General features: G+C 54.6%; 18 protein-coding genes. 10 read left to right on the top strand and 8 right to left on the bottom strand.

What is annotated here, in order from left to right; genetic code table 11:
- Positions 1-2: 2 nt before the first annotated feature.
- From HO274_RS10440 to HO274_RS10420, 5 genes are read left to right on the top strand one after another with little or no spacing between them, the layout of a single operon-like run.
- Positions 3-2,240, top strand: a complete 2,238-nt coding sequence (locus HO274_RS10440) for a putative bifunctional diguanylate cyclase/phosphodiesterase (protein ID WP_273119391.1) — start codon at positions 3-5, stop codon at positions 2,238-2,240.
- Positions 2,233-3,807, top strand: a complete 1,575-nt coding sequence (locus HO274_RS10435) for a sensor histidine kinase (RefSeq protein WP_273119389.1) — start codon at positions 2,233-2,235, stop codon at positions 3,805-3,807. Before HO274_RS10440 ends, HO274_RS10435 begins: the two co-directional genes overlap by 8 nt.
- Complete coding sequence (locus tag HO274_RS10430; protein ID WP_273119386.1) at positions 3,804-4,259, top strand: response regulator; 456 nt, start codon at positions 3,804-3,806, stop codon at positions 4,257-4,259. The genes HO274_RS10435 and HO274_RS10430 overlap by 4 nt, the downstream gene beginning before the upstream one ends.
- On the top strand, positions 4,256-6,349 hold the full coding sequence (locus tag HO274_RS10425; protein WP_273119383.1) for a two-component system response regulator: 2,094 nt from the start codon (positions 4,256-4,258) through the stop codon (positions 6,347-6,349). The genes HO274_RS10430 and HO274_RS10425 overlap by 4 nt, the downstream gene beginning before the upstream one ends.
- Positions 6,346-8,415, top strand: coding sequence for a methyl-accepting chemotaxis protein (locus tag HO274_RS10420; RefSeq protein WP_273119381.1), 2,070 nt, complete (start codon positions 6,346-6,348; stop codon positions 8,413-8,415). The genes HO274_RS10425 and HO274_RS10420 overlap by 4 nt, the downstream gene beginning before the upstream one ends.
- Here the strand turns inward: HO274_RS10420 and plsY are convergent.
- The 7 genes from plsY to HO274_RS10385 form a co-directional block, all read right to left on the bottom strand.
- Positions 8,403-9,020, bottom strand: coding sequence for a glycerol-3-phosphate 1-O-acyltransferase PlsY (plsY, locus tag HO274_RS10415; protein ID WP_031595946.1), 618 nt, complete (start codon positions 9,018-9,020; stop codon positions 8,403-8,405). The two genes, HO274_RS10420 and plsY, sit on opposite strands and share 13 nt — an antisense overlap.
- Positions 9,021-9,023: 3 nt before the next feature.
- Complete coding sequence (gene xerD / locus HO274_RS10410; protein ID WP_273119375.1) at positions 9,024-9,938, bottom strand: site-specific tyrosine recombinase XerD; 915 nt, start codon at positions 9,936-9,938, stop codon at positions 9,024-9,026.
- 27 nt (positions 9,939-9,965) lie between these two features.
- Positions 9,966-10,349, bottom strand: a complete 384-nt coding sequence (gene rplS / locus HO274_RS10405; RefSeq protein WP_031595948.1) for a 50S ribosomal protein L19 — start codon at positions 10,347-10,349, stop codon at positions 9,966-9,968.
- Entirely contained in the window at positions 10,346-11,116 is a 771-nt protein-coding gene (gene trmD, locus HO274_RS10400; protein WP_273119370.1) for a tRNA (guanosine(37)-N1)-methyltransferase TrmD, read from the bottom strand. Before trmD ends, rplS begins: the two co-directional genes overlap by 4 nt.
- The gene (rimM, locus tag HO274_RS10395; protein WP_273119366.1) at positions 11,116-11,598 is read right to left on the bottom strand and encodes a ribosome maturation factor RimM; all 483 of its coding nucleotides are present in this window, start codon (positions 11,596-11,598) and stop codon (positions 11,116-11,118) included. Before rimM ends, trmD begins: the two co-directional genes overlap by 1 nt.
- Positions 11,599-11,608: 10 nt before the next feature.
- Positions 11,609-11,869, bottom strand: a complete 261-nt coding sequence (gene rpsP, locus HO274_RS10390) for a 30S ribosomal protein S16 (protein ID WP_031595953.1) — start codon at positions 11,867-11,869, stop codon at positions 11,609-11,611.
- 95 nt (positions 11,870-11,964) lie between these two features.
- Positions 11,965-13,059 (bottom strand): aromatic ring-hydroxylating oxygenase subunit alpha, encoded by a 1,095-nt coding sequence (locus tag HO274_RS10385; protein ID WP_031595954.1) that lies wholly within the window; start codon positions 13,057-13,059, stop codon positions 11,965-11,967.
- A 144-nt stretch (positions 13,060-13,203) separates the two neighbouring features.
- Here HO274_RS10385 and xseB point away from each other — a divergent pair, with 144 nt between their 5' ends.
- The 4 genes from xseB (at position 13,204) to folE2 (ending at position 17,164) form a co-directional block, all read left to right on the top strand.
- Positions 13,204-13,455, top strand: coding sequence for an exodeoxyribonuclease VII small subunit (xseB, locus tag HO274_RS10380; RefSeq protein ID WP_273119360.1), 252 nt, complete (start codon positions 13,204-13,206; stop codon positions 13,453-13,455).
- A complete protein-coding gene (locus tag HO274_RS10375) occupies positions 13,452-14,354 on the top strand; it encodes a polyprenyl synthetase family protein (RefSeq protein ID WP_273119357.1) in 903 nt (300 codons plus the stop codon). The genes xseB and HO274_RS10375 overlap by 4 nt, the downstream gene beginning before the upstream one ends.
- A 6-nt stretch (positions 14,355-14,360) precedes the next feature.
- On the top strand, positions 14,361-16,247 hold the full coding sequence (gene dxs / locus HO274_RS10370) for a 1-deoxy-D-xylulose-5-phosphate synthase (protein ID WP_273119354.1): 1,887 nt from the start codon (positions 14,361-14,363) through the stop codon (positions 16,245-16,247).
- Positions 16,248-16,330: 83 nt separating this feature from the next.
- On the top strand, positions 16,331-17,164 hold the full coding sequence (folE2, locus tag HO274_RS10365; protein ID WP_273119352.1) for a GTP cyclohydrolase FolE2: 834 nt from the start codon (positions 16,331-16,333) through the stop codon (positions 17,162-17,164).
- Here the strand turns inward: folE2 and HO274_RS10360 are convergent.
- Complete coding sequence (locus HO274_RS10360) at positions 17,121-18,791, bottom strand: glutamine--tRNA ligase/YqeY domain fusion protein (protein ID WP_420537406.1); 1,671 nt, start codon at positions 18,789-18,791, stop codon at positions 17,121-17,123. The genes folE2 and HO274_RS10360 overlap by 44 nt on opposite strands.
- Before the next feature lie 76 nt (positions 18,792-18,867).
- On the opposite strand from HO274_RS10360, the gene HO274_RS10355 reads away from it, so the two are divergent.
- Complete coding sequence (locus HO274_RS10355; protein WP_273119346.1) at positions 18,868-19,725, top strand: biotin--[acetyl-CoA-carboxylase] ligase; 858 nt, start codon at positions 18,868-18,870, stop codon at positions 19,723-19,725.
- Position 19,726 lies beyond the last annotated feature (1 nt).

The raw sequence follows: 19,726 nt of genomic DNA, 5'->3' as shown, positions 1-19,726 counted from the left end.
TGATGAAAAACTCAGAACCCCCCACAGAAGAACCCACCGTCGATCTGGAAAGGACCCGACTGTATGTGGTCGAACGAATTGCTTCCCTGCTGGAGAGTCAGGTCCGCTCCCAACTCTTCACCGAGAACATTGGCGAACTGGTCAAAAGCGTTCACCAGGAACTCTCCGAACACCTGGACCATACCCTCTCTCTGGTGGATGAATTCAAGCTGGAGGATGAAGACCGGTCTTGTCTTTCCGAACGGCTTCTGTCCGGTCGTTCACGCTACGACAGGCTGGAACGGACTCTGGAAATCCTGTTCAAGGAACGCCAGCGCCAATGGTCGCAAAACATTGCTCTTTTGCAACAAATAGCACTGGAATTCAACCATACCATAGAAGGCTTTAAAAATTCGCTGGTGGAAAAGGACTTGCTGGAACGACAAAGCAAAATCCTCGAAACCATCATGCTTTCCCATGAGAAAGTAACCCAATGGAAAGCCTTCGTTCAGGAGATACTCTCTGGCTTTCACACCATTTTTCCCTTTAATTTCTTCTTCATTGCCTTTGTGGAAGAAAAAGGATTGTCGCTTTTTCTGTACTACCTGGGTGATTATTCTGATGAAATAAAGGCCATGGCCAAGACCCAGTTGGTGGGCGAGGTGCTCGAACAACTGAAACTGCCCAAAGATGCGCCTCTGGACATAGAAGAATTTCACATCAGCACCAGCGAGTCCATTCACCTGCATCTGGATCACAAGGTGGAAATGGTCACGGTGCCCGTCCCGGATCTGGAAATGTCCAAACTGGACGGGATATTGGGGTTGGCCTTCGGCTCCTCCAAAAAATTGTCGGCACAGGAAGCCAGCGTCATTCGTTCCACCCTCGCGGTCATGGTCATGGTGGTGGGGTCCAGCAAAACCCTGAGCCGTACCCTGTCTGAACTCGAATATTATTCCACCCATGATCCCTTGACCGGATTACACAACCGTCGTTATTTTCAGGAACTGCTCAGTTATGAAGAGGGCCGTTCCGAACGCCACCGCCATAATTTTTGCGTGTTGATGCTGGATCTGGACGATTTCAAGGATGTCAACGACACCTACGGACATCCCTGCGGTGACAGCGTGCTGATACAGGTCGCAGAAATCATCGTTCATTCCATGCGCAAAGGAGATATTGCCACGCGCATCGGCGGAGATGAATTTGCCATCATCCTGACAGAAACAAACAAGGAGGGCGGCATTGCCGTGGCCGAGAAGTTGCGTCTCGGACTTCGGGAACTGTGCTTCCTCAGCCCGGATGGAAAGGAGTTTCATATCACCACCTCCATCGGTATCGTCACCTTCCCGGAGGATGGAGACAAGGTGGCCGATCTGATGACTGGAGTGGATGTAGGGCTGTACCGTGCCAAGCAAATGGGAAAAGATGGGGTGGGCACCATCCGTTCTTCCGGTGAATTACAGGCGGGCCGCACCATCCGCGACAATGCCGAAAAACTGCGTCAGGCTCTCAAGAGCCATCGCATCGTCCCCTATTATCAACCCATGTTCGACCTGAAAACCGGCGAAGTCGTGGCTTTTGAAACCCTGGCACGGATGAAGGAACTCAACGGGGATACCATTTCTGCGGGAATGTTCATAGAAACCATTGAAAAGTACGGACTGGGCCGAGAACTGGATCGCGTCATCCTGGAAAACGCCTTCTCTGCCCTGCATGTACTCAAGGAAAAAGGACTTCCCCTGCCGCGCCTGTTTCTGAATCTTTCTGCCCAGGAAATTCAGGGTCGGGGGATTCTTGGCTTTGCCGAACAACTTTGCCGCGAGTTGTCCCTTTCACCCAATCTCATCGTATTTGAAATCCTGGAAAGAGATGCCATTGGTGACATGACCAACATGCGTAAATTTCTGACCAACTTGCGGGATAAAGGGTTTTCCTTCGCCCTGGATGATTTTGGCAGTGGTTATAATTCCTTTCATTACCTGCGGGAACTCCATTTCGACTTTGTCAAACTCGACGGAGCCTTCGTCAGAAACATTCTCAACTCAAAAATCGACTATATTCTGATCAAGAACCTCAACCATCTGTGTCAGGAATTGGGCATTTTAACCGTGGCCGAGTTTGTGGAATCCCATGAAGTCCTCATGGCACTGGCGGGCATGGGAATCAATTATGCCCAGGGATTTTACCTTGGGCTCCCTGCCTCGCAAATGACTCCGCTCCCTGATAACCTCATTATCCCGGAGACAAAACTTGAGTGACCCTCTGACCCCTCTCATCGAACCCAGCGAACTGGCTTCGAGAAAGACTTTTATCGGGCTGGAAGAGAGCGACTTTCTCCTGCTCCAGGCTTCCTTGCCAAAAGACAAGGAAGTCTTGGCAGAGATTGCCCTGACGCTCAATACCCACCTCGCCCAACTGGATGAAACCCGACTCTATTTCAGTGACACCGAAGTGGCGCAGCGCTTGCAACAGGCGCAGGTGGATTATTTTCACACTCTGTTCGTGGGGCCCTACGATGAGTCCTTCTTCCAGAAACGCTTTCTCGTGGGCCAAAGACATCATCAAATCGGTCTGAAACCCGAGTGGTACATAGGGGCTTTTTGTCACTACCTCGTGGGGATTCTCCGCCATATTCATGAGGAGCACCCCACCGATGCGCTGGAACGAACCTTATCCCTCGTCAAGATCGCCTTATTTGACATCAGTTTGACCACCGAGGCTTATTTTCGCGCCGAACACGAACAACTCACCCTTCTTTCCAAGGTCTTTCAGGACAATATCGAAGGCGTGGTCATTACTGATTCCGAGGGCACCATTCAACATGCCAACAAGATGTCCGGACGACTGATTGGCATTCCCCCCAACCTTTTGATTGGCACCACTTTCACGGAGTTGATGGCCATGCCTTCAGCATCCCCTTCCTTCGCGGATCTATGCAGCAACGCCCTCGAACAGGAACAATGGCAGGGGGAGGTGGAATTGAACCGGGTCGGAACCCCTGCCTTTCCGGCCAAAGTGACCATCATGGGCATGGATGCCTCCCGGCCGGACCTTCGGCAATGGGTCATCGAGTTTACCGATATCACGGAAGCCAGGCGCAACCAGGCCGATCTTGCCGCAAGGACAGAGGAATTATTCCGGTCCAACCGGGATCTCGAACAATTTGCCTATATTGCCTCCCATGATCTGCAAGAGCCTCTACGCATGGTGGCCAGTTACACTCAGTTGCTGGCGCGGCGCTATCAGGGAAAACTCGATGCCGATGCCGATGAATTCATTCACTATGCCGTGGATGGTGCCGAGCGCATGCAGCAATTGATCAACGATCTTCTTACCTTTTCCAGAATTGGCACTCAAGGGAGCCAACATAAGTTGGTGGATATCCAGCTCATTCTGAATCGCGCCCTCTTCAATCTGAAAAGCACCATGGAAGATACCCAGTCCCTGGTCACCCATGGTCCCCTCCCCGAAGTTCATGGCGATACAACCCAACTGGTGCAGTTATTCCAGAATTTGATCGGCAATGCCATAAAATTCCGTAGCCAGGACTCTCCCCGAATTCACATCGAGGTCCTGGAACGGGAACAGGATTGGTTGTTTTCCGTGCTGGATAATGGCATCGGAATCGCCCCGGAGTATGCGCAGCAGGTTTTCTCGATCTTCCAGCGGCTGCATAGCCGCAAGGAATACCCTGGCACGGGTATTGGCCTGGCACTGTGCAAAAAAATCGTGGAACGTCATCACGGAAGGATATGGGTCGAACCGGCACCGAAGGGTTCCGGTTCTCTGTTTCAATTCACGTTGATCAAGGAGCACACAAAATGAGCGGACTGATGGGGCGACCAGCCGAGTTTCTGCTGGTGGAAGACAACCCGGGGGACGTGCGACTGACCAAGGAAGCCCTCACAGAAAGCAAACTTTACAACAACCTGAATGTCGTCCATGACGGTCTGGAAGCCTTGCGTTTTCTGCGCCAGGAAGCGCCTTATGAAAATGCGCCCCGTCCCGACGTCATTCTTCTCGATCTCAACCTGCCCAAAATCGACGGACGGGAGGTATTGGCCACCATCAAATCCACGCCGGAGTTCAAACGCATCCCCGTCGTCGTCATTTCTTCCTCTGAAGCAGAGGCGGACATCCTCCGATCCTATGATCTGCATGTGAATTGCTATGTCACCAAGCCAGTTAATCTCGATCAATTCATCAAAGTCGTTCAATCCATCGAAACCTTCTGGCTGACCATCGTCAAACTTCCACAAATTTTACCAGAATCATGAAACTTCTTCTGGTCGAGGACAATCCTGGAGATGCCAGGTTATTCAACCTGATGCTGCTGGGTGAGAGTCCGCCCATCGAACTGATTCATTGTGAATCCTTGAACGGTGCCTTGATGATCATCGAGGAATCCCGCGTCACGTCTTCTCCCTTTGATGCCATACTTCTAGATCTGTCGCTGCCGGATAGCCAGGGAGTGGAAACCTTCCACCGCATCCATGAAGTTGCGCCCGATATTCCCATCGTCATTCTGACGGCACTCAATGACAAAATCGTGGCTTCCCGACTGGCTTCACTGGGGGCACAGGATTATCTCGTCAAGGGATTCGTTGAAGCCGACCTGATGATCCGCTCGCTTCACTATGCGATCGAACGGAAGAAAACCGAAGTGGGCCTGAAAATGGTCTCGAAAGTCTTCGAATGTATGCTGGAAGGCATCGTCATGGTGGACAGTGATCTATTGATCACCCATGTCAACCAGGCTTTTATCAACATCATGGGCTATCAGGCTGAGGAGGTCATCGGACGCCCGGTACAGATGCTCCTGTCTGAGCGACAGGAAAATACGTTCTCCATGCTTTGGAACATATTGACCACCCAGGGGTCATGGCAGGGAGAGGTCTGGCAACGACGTAAATCGGGAGAAATCTTTCCCTCTCACATGAGCGCCAGTGAAGTGACCCGCTCCAAACGGGAGTCTTCCCGGTTTGTCATCGTTTTTTCCGACATTTCGGACATCAAATTGTCCGAGAAAAGACTTCATTATCTGGCCCATCACGATCCGCTCACGGGTCTGCCCAATCGTCTCTTTCTCAATGACCGCCTGGAACAGGCCATCCTCCACGGAAAACGCCAGAAAACCGGCGTAACGGTCATGTTCATCGACATCGATCATTTCAAACAGATCAATGACTCCATGGGTCATGCCGCCGGTGACCAACTCCTTAGAACCACTGCCGAACGACTGGTCACGTCCATCCGTGAAACAGATACGGTTGCCCGTCTGGGAGGCGATGAATTTGCCATCATTCTCACCGATATCCACCTGACCAGTGATCTCGAAACCCTCGCCAAAAAGATTCTGGATACAGTTTCCCAACCGGTCTTCCTTCAGGAATTGGGGGTGGTAAACTTATCCGTCAGCATTGGCATCGCTTCTCACCGTGCCGAACTGTCCGCAGACGAGTTACTGGAGAAGGCGGATACCGCCATGTATGTGGCAAAAAAGTCCGGCAGAAATCAATTTCGCTTCTTCAGTCCACATCTGGATTCCACCGATATCCAAGCCAGCAAAACCGAAGCGGAAACCCTTCAAGCATTGGACCACCAGGAATATTCCTTGAGTTACCAACCTCAGTTTGACCTGTCCTCCGGGAAGGTCATTGGGGTTGAAGCATTACTCCGCCGGCAACATCCCCAGCGCGGTTTGTTACAGGCCTCGGATTTCATTTCTTCCCTGGAAGATTCGGGATTGATCATTCCCCTGGGCGAATGGATCCTCACCACGGCCTGCCATGAGTGGAAATCCTGGTGTGCACGGGGCCAAGACCCCATCAAACTGGCCATCAATCTGACCTACAAGCAGTTCAATCATGACGGTTTTTTGGTCATGGTGGAAAAGGTCCTGCGCCAAACCGGTATGGAACCCTGTTGGCTGGAGTTTGAACTGGCACGGCACATCTTTACGGAAAACCGCAGTCGTCATTTTACGGTGATTCAGTCGCTCAAGAACCTGGGGATTCGTATCGCCATCAACGGATTCGACTCAGGGATTTCTTCGCTCAACACCCTCCACCAACTGAAAATCGACACCCTCAAGGTGGATCGTTCTCTTTTGACCGATCTCGGTCATAGCAAAGGCAATGCACTTTACACCCGACTCATCCTGTCTCTAGCCCAGAGCTTCGATTTGAAAAGTGTGGCAGAAGGCGTGGAAAACGCACAACAACTCACCTTTCTGTCCGATCACCATTGCACTGAAGTCCAAGGATTTCTATTGTCCCATCCACTGGTGGCTGAAGATCTTTTTCGCCTGATTGAAAAACAGAACAAAGACTCTCATCTGCCCTCCAATCCTGAAAATTCTCCGTGAAAATCAATCTACCGGTCACGCAAATTGAAGTACCCTTTCCCCCTGGCACGCGTATCGTTTCAAAAACCGATCTCAAGGGAATCATCACGTATGTGAACGAAGGTTTCGTGAACATCAGTGGGTTTTCGCGCGACGAATTGATTGGCAAAAGCCACAATCTCGTGCGCCATCCCGATATGCCGCCCCAGGCCTTCCAGTGGTTATGGGATACCCTGAAACAAGGACTGCCCTGGCGAGGCATCGTCAAAAACCGATGTAAAAACGGAGACCATTACTGGGTTAATGCACTGGTGGTTCCCGTACTCAATAAGGGAAAAATCGCCGGTTACATGTCTGTCCGGCGCATGGCTACCCCCGCTCAAATTCAGCAAGCAAAGGCCCTTTATGAAAAGTTGGCGCTTACCGATGCGCCCATCGTTTCAAAGTTTGAACGTTATAAGTTCAAAAACTTTTCGCTTCAAACCAAAATCCAGTTGGTCATTCAATGCACCTTGCTGATCGTTTTTACTGCAGCCCAACTTTGGATTTCCCACGACTTCAGAGATGAAATGATTTTGTCGGCGCAGGAACGGGCCATCGGAATTTCAAACTCGCTCATCGATGGAGCCAACATGCTCATGGAAACCGGCACCATTGCGGACATCGACAATCGAAAATTACTGCTCAAGAAAATCGCCTCCACCGGGCATATCACCGCCTTGCACCTGATACGCGCCCCTCAGGTGGTACAACAATTCGGCCCGGGTCTTCCAGAAGAACACATCCGCGACACCACAGAACAACAGGCCATAGACAGCAAAACCAATTTCTTTTCGCTCACTAAAAATGCCGAAGGAATTCCTCTTTATCGAGCAGTCATCCCCTATATCGTCAGTCACAATTTTCACGGGACGGATTGTCTCCTGTGTCATCTGGTACAAGTGGGCAGTGTGAATGGAGCCGCCGATATCGTGCTGGACCTGAGCGACGACTTCAGCCGGTTGCACGGGTTACAGTTCAAGTTGCTCGCCGGACAAATTGCCTTGCAACTCTTTCTTTTGCTGTTCATTGGCCGATGCATCACGACATTTGTCAAACGTCCCCTCAAGGAGGCCATGTCCCAATTCGAACAACTCATGGAAGGAGACCTCGACCCGCCCATTGATATCTCCGGCCGTGATGAAATGGGCCACCTGCTCTGCAAACTTCAAACGATGCAGGCCTATGTTCAGGTCATGCTTGACGAAATGGAACTCTCTGTTTCCTTCATTGTGGTCCGGAGCAATAATCTTCATGCTCAGGTACTCAGTGTTGCTTCCCATTCAAAGGAACAGCAGGGACATATCCAGCGGATCGTGGATACCATGAAGGAATTCAGCCAATCCGTGTCATCGGTGGCCCATGCAGCGGCGGATTCCGCCACTGCGGCCAATCATTCTCTGGTCATTGTGAATCAGAACAGTACCCGTATCACCCAAAGTGTGGAATTTACTGCTCACGTCGTGGAGACGGTTCAGTCCTCCAGCAAAGCCATTGGGGAACTTCAAACGGCGATCCAGGAAATCGGCAGCGTTACCCAGGTGATCAATGAAATTGCCGAACAGACCAACTTGCTGGCTCTCAACGCTGCCATCGAGGCCGCACGGGCAGGAGAACAGGGTCGGGGGTTCGCCGTCGTTGCCGACGAAGTCAGAAAATTAGCCGAACGCACCCGTAAAAGCACCACGGACATCACCCGGATGGTGAATAACATTCAACTGATCACCAGCACGGCGGTCACCTCCATGAATCAGGCGGTGTCAGAAGTCGAGCAGGAAATTCTGCATACCAAGGAAAACGAGAAAGGCCTGAAAACAATCCTGGCAATCAGTCAAGAGGTCACGGAAAAGGCCAATGACATCGCCAAAACGGCCCATGAGCAATCCATGGCTGGGGATGAAGTCACTCAACGCCTAGCACAAATCTCGGACCTGGTTACCCATAACTCCACCGTTGCCGACGAAGCCAAACAAGCTTCCGAGGAATTGCTGACCACTTCACGGGAACTGAAAACCATGGTACAGCACTTCGAGGTTCATTCCCTTTGACGAAAAATGGTTTCCTGCCCCGCCAGAAGTTTGCGAATATTGGCGTGGTGATGCAGCAGCAAAATCACGGCCAGAAGAAACACGGTCCCTCGCAGAAGCCAGGTCTGTAAAAAAAACAGACCAAAGAAGGGGGTTGCCAGGGAGGTACACAGGGCCGACAGGGAAGAAATACGGGTTACCGCCATGACGGACAGCCAGACCACCAGGGAGCACAGCCCCATCAAGGGATTGAGCGCCAATAAAATACCCAGGGCCGTGGCCACACCCTTGCCCCCCTTGAACCTGAAAAAGACAGGATACCCATGGCCCAGGAAAACGGCAATCGCCACTAATGCCACAGCCCCCTCTGCTATCCCCAAGGGTACGAGGACATGAATCGCCAGCCACACCGCCAGCCACCCCTTGACCGCATCTCCCAGGAGTACAATGGCTGCCCCCAGACGACTGCCTCCCCGCAGCATGTTGGTGGCACCAGGGTTTTTGGAACCGAAGGAGCGCGGATCCGGCAGTTTCATGACCTGACTGACCAATACGGCAAAGGATACGGACCCCATCAGGTAGGCGCCTAATGTTATAAGGAACAGGACAAGTGGGTCTGAGGTCATGAATTATCCTCGGGGATGATGACGGGCATGTAATTGACGCAAACGTTCACGGGCCACATGGGTATAGATTTGGGTGGTGGAAATGTCGGCATGGCCGAGCAGAAGTTGAACGACCCGTAAATCAGCGCCATGATTCACCAGATGGGTTGCAAAAGCATGCCGAAGGGTATGGGGAGAAAGCGGCGTGACAATTCCCGCACCACGGGCATGCTGTTTGATACGATACCAAAAAGCCTGGCGCGTCATGGATTCTCGTCGGTGAGTCACAAACAGGGCACGATGAGGTTGGCCTGCCAGCAAAGTGGGACGAGCATCCTTGAGATAGCGCTCGATCCACTCCCTGGCCTGTTCTCCCAAAGGAACCAGACGCTCCTTGCCCCCTTTGCCCTGTACCCGCACCACGCCTTCGATCAACCCCAGATGCGCCAAGGGCAAGTTCACCAACTCACTGACTCGCAGACCACTGGCATAGAGCACTTCAAGCATGGCGCGATCACGCAATCCCAAAGGTGTCTCCACGGAAGGAACGTCCAACAAACTTTCCACTTCCGCTTCGGAAAGAGCAAGGGGAAGCCCCCGTTGAATGCGCGGAGATTCCAGACGAAGCGAAGGGTCTCCAGACATCTCTTCCGTGCGTACGGCAAACCGGTAGAAACGTCGGACGCTGGACAGGGCGCGAGCCGCACTGGTACTGGAAAATTTCCGTTCCCGGAAAAGATACGCCAACCACCCTTGCAACTGAAGTTCTGACACCTCATAGGGGGAAACCGCCCCGTATTGGGACGCTAACCAGCCTGCCAGGAGGATCAGATCCCGCCGATAACTGTCCAGGGTGTTGCGGGCGAGGCCCTCTTCCAGCCAAAGACTGTCGCAAAACCTTTCCAGAGCCTGCGCCCAGTCTTCTCCCACCGCAAACACGTCTTTCCTCCTCCCGAGGAGGAAACCTTAAAGAGGCTTGGCCGCTGTTTTGATGCGGTTGGGCAATTTTTCGCGAATGCGGGCCGACTTACCGGAACGATCGCGCAAATAATACAGTTTGGCCCGTCGCACATCACCCCGGCGCTTCACTTCGATGCTGGTGATGGAAGGGGACCAGGTCTGAAAGGTCCGTTCTACCCCTTCACCGGAGGAAACCTTGCGCACGGTGAAAGCCGAGTTCAGGCCACGATTACGCTTGGCAATGACCACACCTTCAAAGGCCTGAACCCGTTTACGTTCGCCTTCCACCACCGCCACGCTGACTACCACGGTGTCGCCCGGCGCAAAATCCGGGATGGTTTTGCTCAAGCGGGCCATTTCTTCCTGTTCAAGTTGTTCGATGATATTCATGAGTTGCTTCCTTTGGCCTCAAGGGCCATTTTGTACTCTTTCAAGAGTTTTTCATCATCCCCGGAAAGCGGTTGGCGAGCCAACATATCCGGGCGTTTTTTCCAGGTGCACCCAAGGGATTGCATCCTGCGCCAGCGTTGGATGTGGGCATGATTGCCCGACATCAACACGGACGGTACTGCCATTCCTTCATAGAGTTCCGGACGGGTATAGTGCGGCGCTTCCAGCAACCCCTGCACGAAAGATTCCACCCCCACGGACTCCTGATTACCCAGGGTTCCAGGCAACTGCCGGATCACCGCATCCATCAAGATCATGGCGGGCAATTCCCCCCCCGACAATACATAATCCCCCAAGGAGATTTCTTCATCCACCGCGCAGTCAATGACGCGCTGGTCGATGCCTTCATACCTTCCCGCCAGCAGGATCAATCCTTCCCGCCGGGTCAACTCCATCACTCGCCCATGATCAAGGGGCTTCCCCTGGGGCGACAGATACACCACATGAGGCTCAACCCCCAATTCCCGTTGCCGGGTACGGGCAGCATTCAACGCCTTCAGCAGGGGATCGGGCAACATCACCATCCCCGGTCCCCCACCGTAGGGACGATCATCCACCGTATGATAGTTATCCGTGGTAAAGACACGGGGATTCCATGGGGTGAAGGACCAGATTCCCTGCTCCAAAGCACGCCGGGTCACTCCATGCTGGGTCAGCGCTGAAAACATTTCCGGAAACAGCGTGACCACGTCAAAGACATAGGTCATCAGTAATCCAGTCCCCAGTCCACCTGTATCACACCCTCAGCCAGACGCACTTCCTGCAACAGGGGGGAAACAAAGGGTATGAGCCGTTCCCTCTCGCCTGAACGCACCACCAAAACTGGATGAGCTCCTGTTTCCAGCAATTCCTTGACTATTCCCAAGGTTTCACCCGCGCCATTTAGCACGGACATCCCCACCAGATCGGACCAATAAAACTCCCCCGGCTCCAAGGCGGGCAATTCCCTGTGGGGGACAACCACCTCGAAACCACGCAAAAGTTCTGCCTGGGAACGGTCCGTCACCCCCTCCAGAGAGGCAACCAACCCCCCGCCCTGCACCTGCCAATCCACCAGTCTATATCGCTGATACTGCCCTTCTTTTCCCAACCCCCACTCGGCATAGTGGGACAAACTGTCCAGCGACTCACTGTAGGTATGGACGCGCACCCAGCCCTTCACCCCAAAGGGGGTGCCGATACGCCCCATCACCACCCATTCAGGCAGCGACAGTTTGCGCTCCGACCCGTTTGACCAACTTTGCCACCGCGTCAGAAACCTGTGCTCCACGCTCCTGCCAAAAGGTCACACGTGCCAGATCGAGACGCAGAGAATCGGCGGCTCCTGCAACGCTCAGCGGGTTATAAAAACCCAACCGCTCGATAAAACGACCATCGCGCCGATTACGGGAATCGGCCACGACCACATTGTAGAAAGGACGATTACGGGCACCGCCACGGGACAAACGGATCACAACCATGTTTACCTGTTCCTGTCAGAGTGGCACGCGGGAACACCCCTCGTACCGAAAAGTCTTTGATTATAAGCCAATCCAGGCTGAAGACACAAGGGGCATCATCCCAACAGACGATGCAAAAACTCGTGGAAATGCAACATGCCATCTTCCATGGGGGATTGGTAAGGCCCCCCTTCCTCGCGACCACGTACAGCCAAGGCACGGCGGCCCCGATCCATACGCTCGCAAATCTCGTCATCTTCCCGGGCGGTTTCGAAGTAAGCCTGCTGTTGGGCTTCCACGAATTCACGCTCGAACAGAATGATTTCTTCCGGATAGTAAAACTCCACTACATTGGTACATTGGTGCGGGCCCGCAGGCCACACCGTACTGACCACCAGGACATGGGGGTACCATTCCACCATGATGTTGGGATAAATAACCATCCAGATCGCCCCGTTAAGGGGTTCCCGCTCACCACTGTAGCGCCGGACCACCTCGTGCCACTGCTGATAAATAGGCGACCCGGCTTTTCTCAAATGGTCCTTCAACCCCACAGTCTGCACACTGTAACCCGCCCCAAATTCCCACCGCAGGTCGTCACAATTCACAAACCCGGACAGCCCCGGATGAAAGGGCACCACATGGTAATCCTCGAGATAGACTTCGATGAAGGTTTTCCAGTTGAAGTGATGCTGAAAGGTCTTGATCGAATCCAGTTGATATCCGGAAAAATCCAGATCACGGGCTGCCCGGCACTGTGCCAACTCCTGCAGAACCGATTCTCCGCCCTCAAAGAGTAGTCCATTCCAGCGCAACAGTTGGGAACGTTCCAGATCCAGACAAGGCTGATTGGCAAAATGGGGAGCGCCCGCCAAACGACCACTCAGATCATAGGTCCAGCGATGAAGTGGGCACACGATGTTCTTGGCGTGTCCGCGCCCCTGCAGCATGATGGCCTGACGATGGCGACAAACGTTGGACAACAAGGCCACCGAGTGACCATCATTCACCAGAACCTGTCCATGATCGCGCCACGGCAGGGAAAAATAATCGCCTGCACCGGCCACCATGAGTTCGTGACCCACATACTGGGGGGATTTCAGGAACAAACCTTCTCGCTCCACCGGTTCGAAGGTGGGGTCGGTGTACCAGCGCAATGGTAAATGAGGCAACGCACTGGAGAATTGCGACATGGATCCCAAACTGCTCATGTCCACAGCCTCTCAAGTAAAGCGCAAAGAATGCAGGTTGTATGATGTCAGAATCGCCTTGGCGACCTGACGGACAAAAGGGAGATTATACCCTGAAACCCCACAAGAGGGGCACCGATCAGTTAGAATAAAGCGTTTCGGGGGATGAATGCCCTCTTCTTCGAGATCACTGCCATGACCGAACCCGCCGCGCCAGAAAGTTATGAAAGCGCCTTGAAGGAACTGGAAGGTCAATTGAACCGTCTGGAAAACGACCCGCTGACTCTGGAAGAAGCGCTGACCACTTACCAGCGGGGTACTTTCTTGTTGAATTACTGCCAGAGCCGTCTTGCCGAGGCAGAACAACGCATTCAGGTACTGGAGGGAGAAAAATTGCAGGATTATCGTATCTCATGACCCTATCTCCCGATTTTTTTGCCTGGATGACGGAACAGCGGGCTGCCATGGAATTTTTTCTGGACCGGCAGTTACCTGCCCCCAATGTAACCCCCACTCGTTTACACGAGGCCATGCGTCACGCCACCCTGGGCGGAGGGAAACGCATCCGTGCCCTGCTGGCCCTGGCGGCGGGAGAATTGGTCAACGCGCCGCGTGCGCGCCTGCTCTGCGTGGCAGGCAGCCTGGAATTGATTCATACTTACTCCCTGATTCATGACGATCTGCCCTGCATGGATAACGATGTCCTGCGCCGGGGCAAACCTACCTGTCATATCCAGTTTGGAGAAGCCATCGCATTGCTGGCAGGAGATGCGCTGCAATCCCTGGCATTTCAATGGTTGTCAGAGGAGTCGGAGGACCCGCTCCAGTCCGGCCAAATCCCTCTGGTTCATTTGCTGGCCGTCGCCAGTGGTTCACGAGGCATGGCAGGAGGTCAGGCCATCGACCTGGAGAGCACCACCACCCCCCTTCCTTTGCCCGAACTGGAGATCATGCACCTCAAAAAAACAGGTGCCCTGATCCGTGCCGCCATCCTGATGGGGGCCCACTGCGGGTCCGCTCCTCTGAAGGCCGCCGATCTGCAACATCTGACCCACTTCGCCAATCGGGTGGGACTACTGTTTCAAATCGTCGACGATATTCTGGATGCCACCATGGATACCTCCACCCTGGGAAAAACCGCAGGCAAGGACGATGCGCACCAAAAAGCCACCTACGTCACCCTCCTGGGACTGGGCCCTGCCCGCCAACGGGCAGAAGAACTGGAGCAGGAAGCGCTGCTCACCCTGGCTCGTTTGCCTCTGGCCACCCAACGTCTGGAAGACTTGACGCGCTTCATGAACGCACGTCATCATTGAATGCCCATGTCCAATTTCACCCCGCCCACCCTCGACCAGATCCATTCCCCCGCCGACCTGCGTTGTCTCGAGCGTCGTGCACTTCCCTATCTAGCCACAGAACTGCGCCAATTCATCCTGCACAGCGTGGCCCGCACCGGAGGTCATTTATCGAGCAATCTGGGCACCGTGGAACTGGCCCTGGCCTTGCATTATGTGTTCGATACCCCCCGTGATCGTCTGGTCTGGGATGTGGGACATCAAACCTATGCCCACAAGATCCTGACCGGACGTCGCGCCGGCATGGCACACCTGCGCATGAAAGGCGGTCTGTCAGGTTTCCCCAAACGCAGCGAAAGCGAATACGATGCCTTTGGCACCGCTCACTCCAGCACCTCCATCAGCGCGGCTCTGGGCATGGCCACGGCTTTCCACCGTGCGGGCAAAAGGGAACGGGCCATTGCCGTCATCGGCGATGGCGCCCTGACGGGAGGCATGGCCTTCGAAGCCATGAACAATGCCAAGAACACAGGCGCTAATCTGGTGGTCGTCCTCAATGACAACGACATGTCCATTTCCCCTCCGGTGGGGGCTTTGCAACATCATCTGGCCCGTATCCTGTCTGGACACCTGTACAATTCGATGCGTCGGGGCAGCGAAAAGGTCCTGGGGGTAGCCCCCCCCATTCTGGAGTTTGCAAAACGCTGGGAAGAGCATATGAAGGGGATGATGACCCCGCCCGCCACTCTGTTCGAGGAATTCGGCTTCAACTATATCGGCCCCATTGACGGTCACGATCTGGATATTCTGGTTTCCACCCTGACCAATGTACGCAAACTGGAAGGCCCTCAATTTCTCCATGTGGTGACGCGCAAGGGCAAAGGCTATCCTCCCGCCGAGGAAGACCCGATTCGATACCACGGAGTCACGCCTTTCGATCCCAATCAGGGCATTCAACCCAAAGTCAGTTCAGCACCCAGTTACACGGACATCTTTGGCCAATGGCTGTGCGACATGGCAGCGACGGATGCCCGCCTGATCGGAATCACACCTGCCATGTGCGAAGGCTCCGGCCTCACCCATTTTGCCCAGCAGTATCCCGAACGTTATTTCGATGTGGGTATTGCCGAGCAACATGCCCTGACTTTTGCGGCCGGGTTGGCTTGTGAAGGTATGAAACCCGTGATCGCCATTTATTCCACTTTCCTGCAACGGGCCTATGACCAACTGATTCACGACATCGCCCTGCAGAATCTGCCCGTGGTTCTGGCCATTGACCGGGCCGGCCTGGTGGGCGCGGATGGTGCAACCCATGCCGGTCAGTTTGATCTGACTTACCTGCGCCCCCTGCCCAACCTGACGATCATGGCCCCCAGTGATGAAAACGAATGTCGCCAGATGCTAAGTACCGCCTTTGCTCTGGAGGGTCCCAGTGCCGTGCGCTATCCGCGCGGACGTGGGCCGGGAACCCCCGTTGACCCCTCTCTCTCGACCCTGACCATCGGGAAGGCCGAAGTGCGACAACGGGGAAAAAGCGTCGTTCTACTCGCCTTTGGGAGCATGCTCGCGCCCGCACTGGAAGCCGGACAACGCCTCCAGGCCACCGTGGTCAACATGCGGTTCGTCAAGCCACTGGACGAAGCGCTGATCCTGGAAATGGCCCTTACCCATGATCTGGTTGTCACCGTGGAAGAAAACGCTCTGATGGGCGGGGCAGGAAGCGCGGTGGGGGAATGCCTGGCCCACCATCAGATCTCCGTGCCCCTGCTTCATCTGGGACTTCCCGATCATTTCATCGATCAGGGCGAAGTCTGTCAATTATGGCAAGACTGCGGCCTGGATGCGCCTGGACTGGAACGTCAAATACGGGCGCGCCTGCAGTCTCTGACTCATCCGAACCGCGCCCTTGGTTAAGCAAGCCGGGAACTCCCGAAAGTTTTTCCACTCCCACCCTCTGTCCTTATGCTTTCTCATTCCCCCTGACCTACGGAGTTTCCATGAATGCCTTTGATCCTGACCTCATTCCTGACATCCAGTCCACTCCGGATACCCGCGAAATCGCCATTGACCGTGTGGGCATCAAGGGTATCCGCCATCCGGTGAAAGTGTCGGACCGTGCGCTGGGAGACGTGCAACACACCATCGCCACGTTCAACATGTACGTCCACCTGCCCAAGCATTTCAAAGGAACCCACATGTCTCGCTTTGTGGAGATTCTCAATCGCGAGGAACGGGAAATTTCGGTGGAATCCTTCGGCAAAATTCTTCAGGACATGGTTCAGCGCCTGGAAGCACCCGCTGGTTTGATCGAAATGAGTTTCCCCTACTTTGTCAGCAAGGCCGCCCCGGTTTCCGGCGTAAAATCTCTCATCGACTATGAAGTCACCTTCATCGGTGAATTAACCGCAGGAAAATTTTCCTTCGCCATGAAGGTTGTGATTCCCGTCACCAGTCTTTGCCCCTGTTCCAAGGAAATTTCCGCCTATGGGGCTCATAACCAGCGTTCCCACGTCACGATCACGGCACACACCCAAACCTTCGTGTGGATCGAGGAAATCATTCGGATTGCGGAAGAATCTGCGTCCTGCGAACTGTTTGGATTGCTCAAACGGGCCGATGAAAAATGGGTCACGGAACGGGCCTACGACAACCCGAAATTCGTGGAGGACATGGTGCGGGACGTTGCCCGCAAGTTGGAGGAGGATCCCCGCATCGACGCTTATGTGGTGGAATCAGAAAACTTCGAGTCCATTCACAACCATTCGGCCTACGCCCTGATCGAACGGATCAAGAACGCACCCACGCATCCCGCAGGGTCACTGCACGATTAAAAACGCGCTGCCCAGGACCGGAGTCCCGAATATCCTGCACGAAGTAGCCCAGGCGTTCAAACTGAAAAACCTGGGTACTTTCCTCCTCCATCAAGATAGTTTCCACCCGTACCTGCAATTCTTCCATGGAGTGGGGATTGAGCAGGGTCCGGTAATCCTGTGCCGCCGCCGGATTGGGATCCATGAACAGGCGCTCGTATAACCGGACGGTGGCTTCCCCGGAATGGGTTTGAGAAAGCCAGTGGATATTGCCCTTGACCTTGACCCGATCGGCGCCCGCCGTACCACTGCGCGTTTCCATATCGCAGGTTGCATGAACCACCGTCACTTCCCCCGTCACCGGGTCGGTTTCAAACCCGGTACAGGTAATGACGTAAGCATAACGCAAACGCACCGATTTACCCGGCGCCAGACGGAAAAACCCTTTGACGGGTTCCACCATGAAATCGTCCCGTTCAATAAACAACTCGCGGGTCAGGGGCAGGAACCGTTCCCCCCACCCGGCGTGTTGGGGATGGTTGGGGGCAGAACATTGCTCGACCGATGCCGCAGGAAAGTTGTCCAGTACCAGACGCAGGGGACGCAGGACGGCCACCCGACGGGGCGCATGCTCGTTAAGATCACTGCGCAGACAATCCTCCAGCACGCTGTAGTCGATGACGCTGTCCGCCTTGGAAATACCGATACGCTCGCAGAACAGACGGATGGCGGCAGGCGTGTAACCACGCCGGCGCAACCCCACCAAAGTGGGCATCCGGGGGTCGTCCCAACCACTGACCCGGCCTTCCTCCACCAATTCGAGCAATTTACGTTTGCTCATCAGAGTGTGACTCAAGTTGAGGCGAGAGAATTCGTACTGATGGGGTTGTCCAGGGACCGGGGTGTTGGCCACCACCCAGTCGTACAGCGGACGGTGATCCTCGAACTCGAGGGTGCAGAGGGAATGGGTGATCCGTTCCTCGGCATCGGAAATGGCATGGGCATAGTCGTACATGGGGTAAATACACCAGGTCGAACCCGTACGCCAATGAGGTACATGGCGGATCCGGTAGAGGGCCGGGTCACGCAGATTGAGATTGGGAGAAGCCATGTCGATGCGCGCGCGCAGAAGATAGCGTCCATCGGGAAATTCTCCGGCACGCATGCGCCGGAACAGATCCAGATTTTCTGCAACCGGGCGTTCCCGCCAAGGACTGGGGCGTCCCGCTTCAGTCAGAGAACCCCGGAAAGCGCGAATCTCTTCCGCCGACAACTCGTCCACATAGGCTTTTCCTGCCTCGATCAGCCCTTCGGCATAGCGATAGCACCGGTCAAAGTAATCCGATGCGTAATAGAGGTGATCACCCCACTGAAATCCCAGCCAGCGCACCGTGTCCAGAATGGACTGGACGTATTCCATCTCTTCCTTGGCCGGGTTGGTATCGTCGAAACGCAGATGGCAGACTCCCCCAAAATCCCGCGCCAACCCGAAGTTGAGGCAGATGGACTTGGCATGACCAATATGCAGGTAACCATTGGGTTCCGGTGGAAAACGGGTTGCCAAGCGCCCACCGGTACGCCCGGCGGACAAATCCTCAGTAACCAGATTACGAATGAAATTCGTGGGAGTAACAGTGGGTTCGCTCATTCCATGATGATAACCGGGTACCCACTCAAGATCAACCCATTGACAAGCACCCTGCTTCTTGTCCAGACTCGAAGTCATGACTGTGTATCCTACCTCCCTTCTGCCCCCCCTCTTTCCGACCCTCGTGCCTCTGGAGCCTTTCCTCGACGAGTCCGCCTTGCAGCAAGAGTTTCGGGACCTGCCCTCCGTGCCGGTGCTTTGGCAAGTGCAGTCCATCGACTCCACCAACCGGTGTCTGCTGGAATGGGCCCCCCAGGGGCTTCCCCAACACTTTTGTCTGGTGGCCCGTCGACAAAGCGCCGGACGGGGGCGGCGAGGTCGCGCCTGGATTTCTGATGCCGAAGGTTCCCTGACTTTTTCTCTATGGTGGATTTTCGACCGCTCCCTTCAGGAATTGAGCGGTTTGCCTCTGGCAGTTTCACTGGGGATGGTGGAGGCACTCCATTCCCTGGGAATGACCAGCGTGGGGGTGAAATGGCCCAATGACCTGTGGCGTGAAGGTCGCAAGGTGGCGGGCGTGCTGGTGGAAACCACCCGTCTTTCCAGCGGACAGGTGGGTGCCGTTATTGGGATTGGTCTCAACGTCGCCCTTCCTTCCCCCCTTCAGGACACCTGCGTCCTTTCCTTGAATGACCTGAGGGATGAAGCGGGCCAGGCCCCCGCCCGCGCCACGGTCCTCGGACGTCTCCTGAATACCTTGATTCCCCTGCTGGAATCCTTTGCCCAGTCAGGATTTGCTCCCTTTGCAGAAACCTGGATGACCCATTGTGTGCACCGCAACCAGCAGGTGACCCTGCTTCATCCCAATCATACCCGCAGTCAGGGAGAATGTGTCGGTCTCAGCTCCCTGGGGGGCCTGATCCTGCGTGATCCGGCGGGTGAACCGCACACCTACCACGGGGGCGAACTGTCCCTGCGTTTGGAGGCTCCCTGAC

The organism is Ferrovum myxofaciens, from assembly GCF_013181415.1.
In the GTDB taxonomy this organism is placed as follows: Bacteria; Pseudomonadota; Gammaproteobacteria; order Burkholderiales; family Ferrovaceae; genus Ferrovum; species Ferrovum myxofaciens.
The sequence above is the reverse complement of the archived record's forward strand: the minus strand, read 5'-3'. Positions and strand labels throughout refer to the sequence as shown.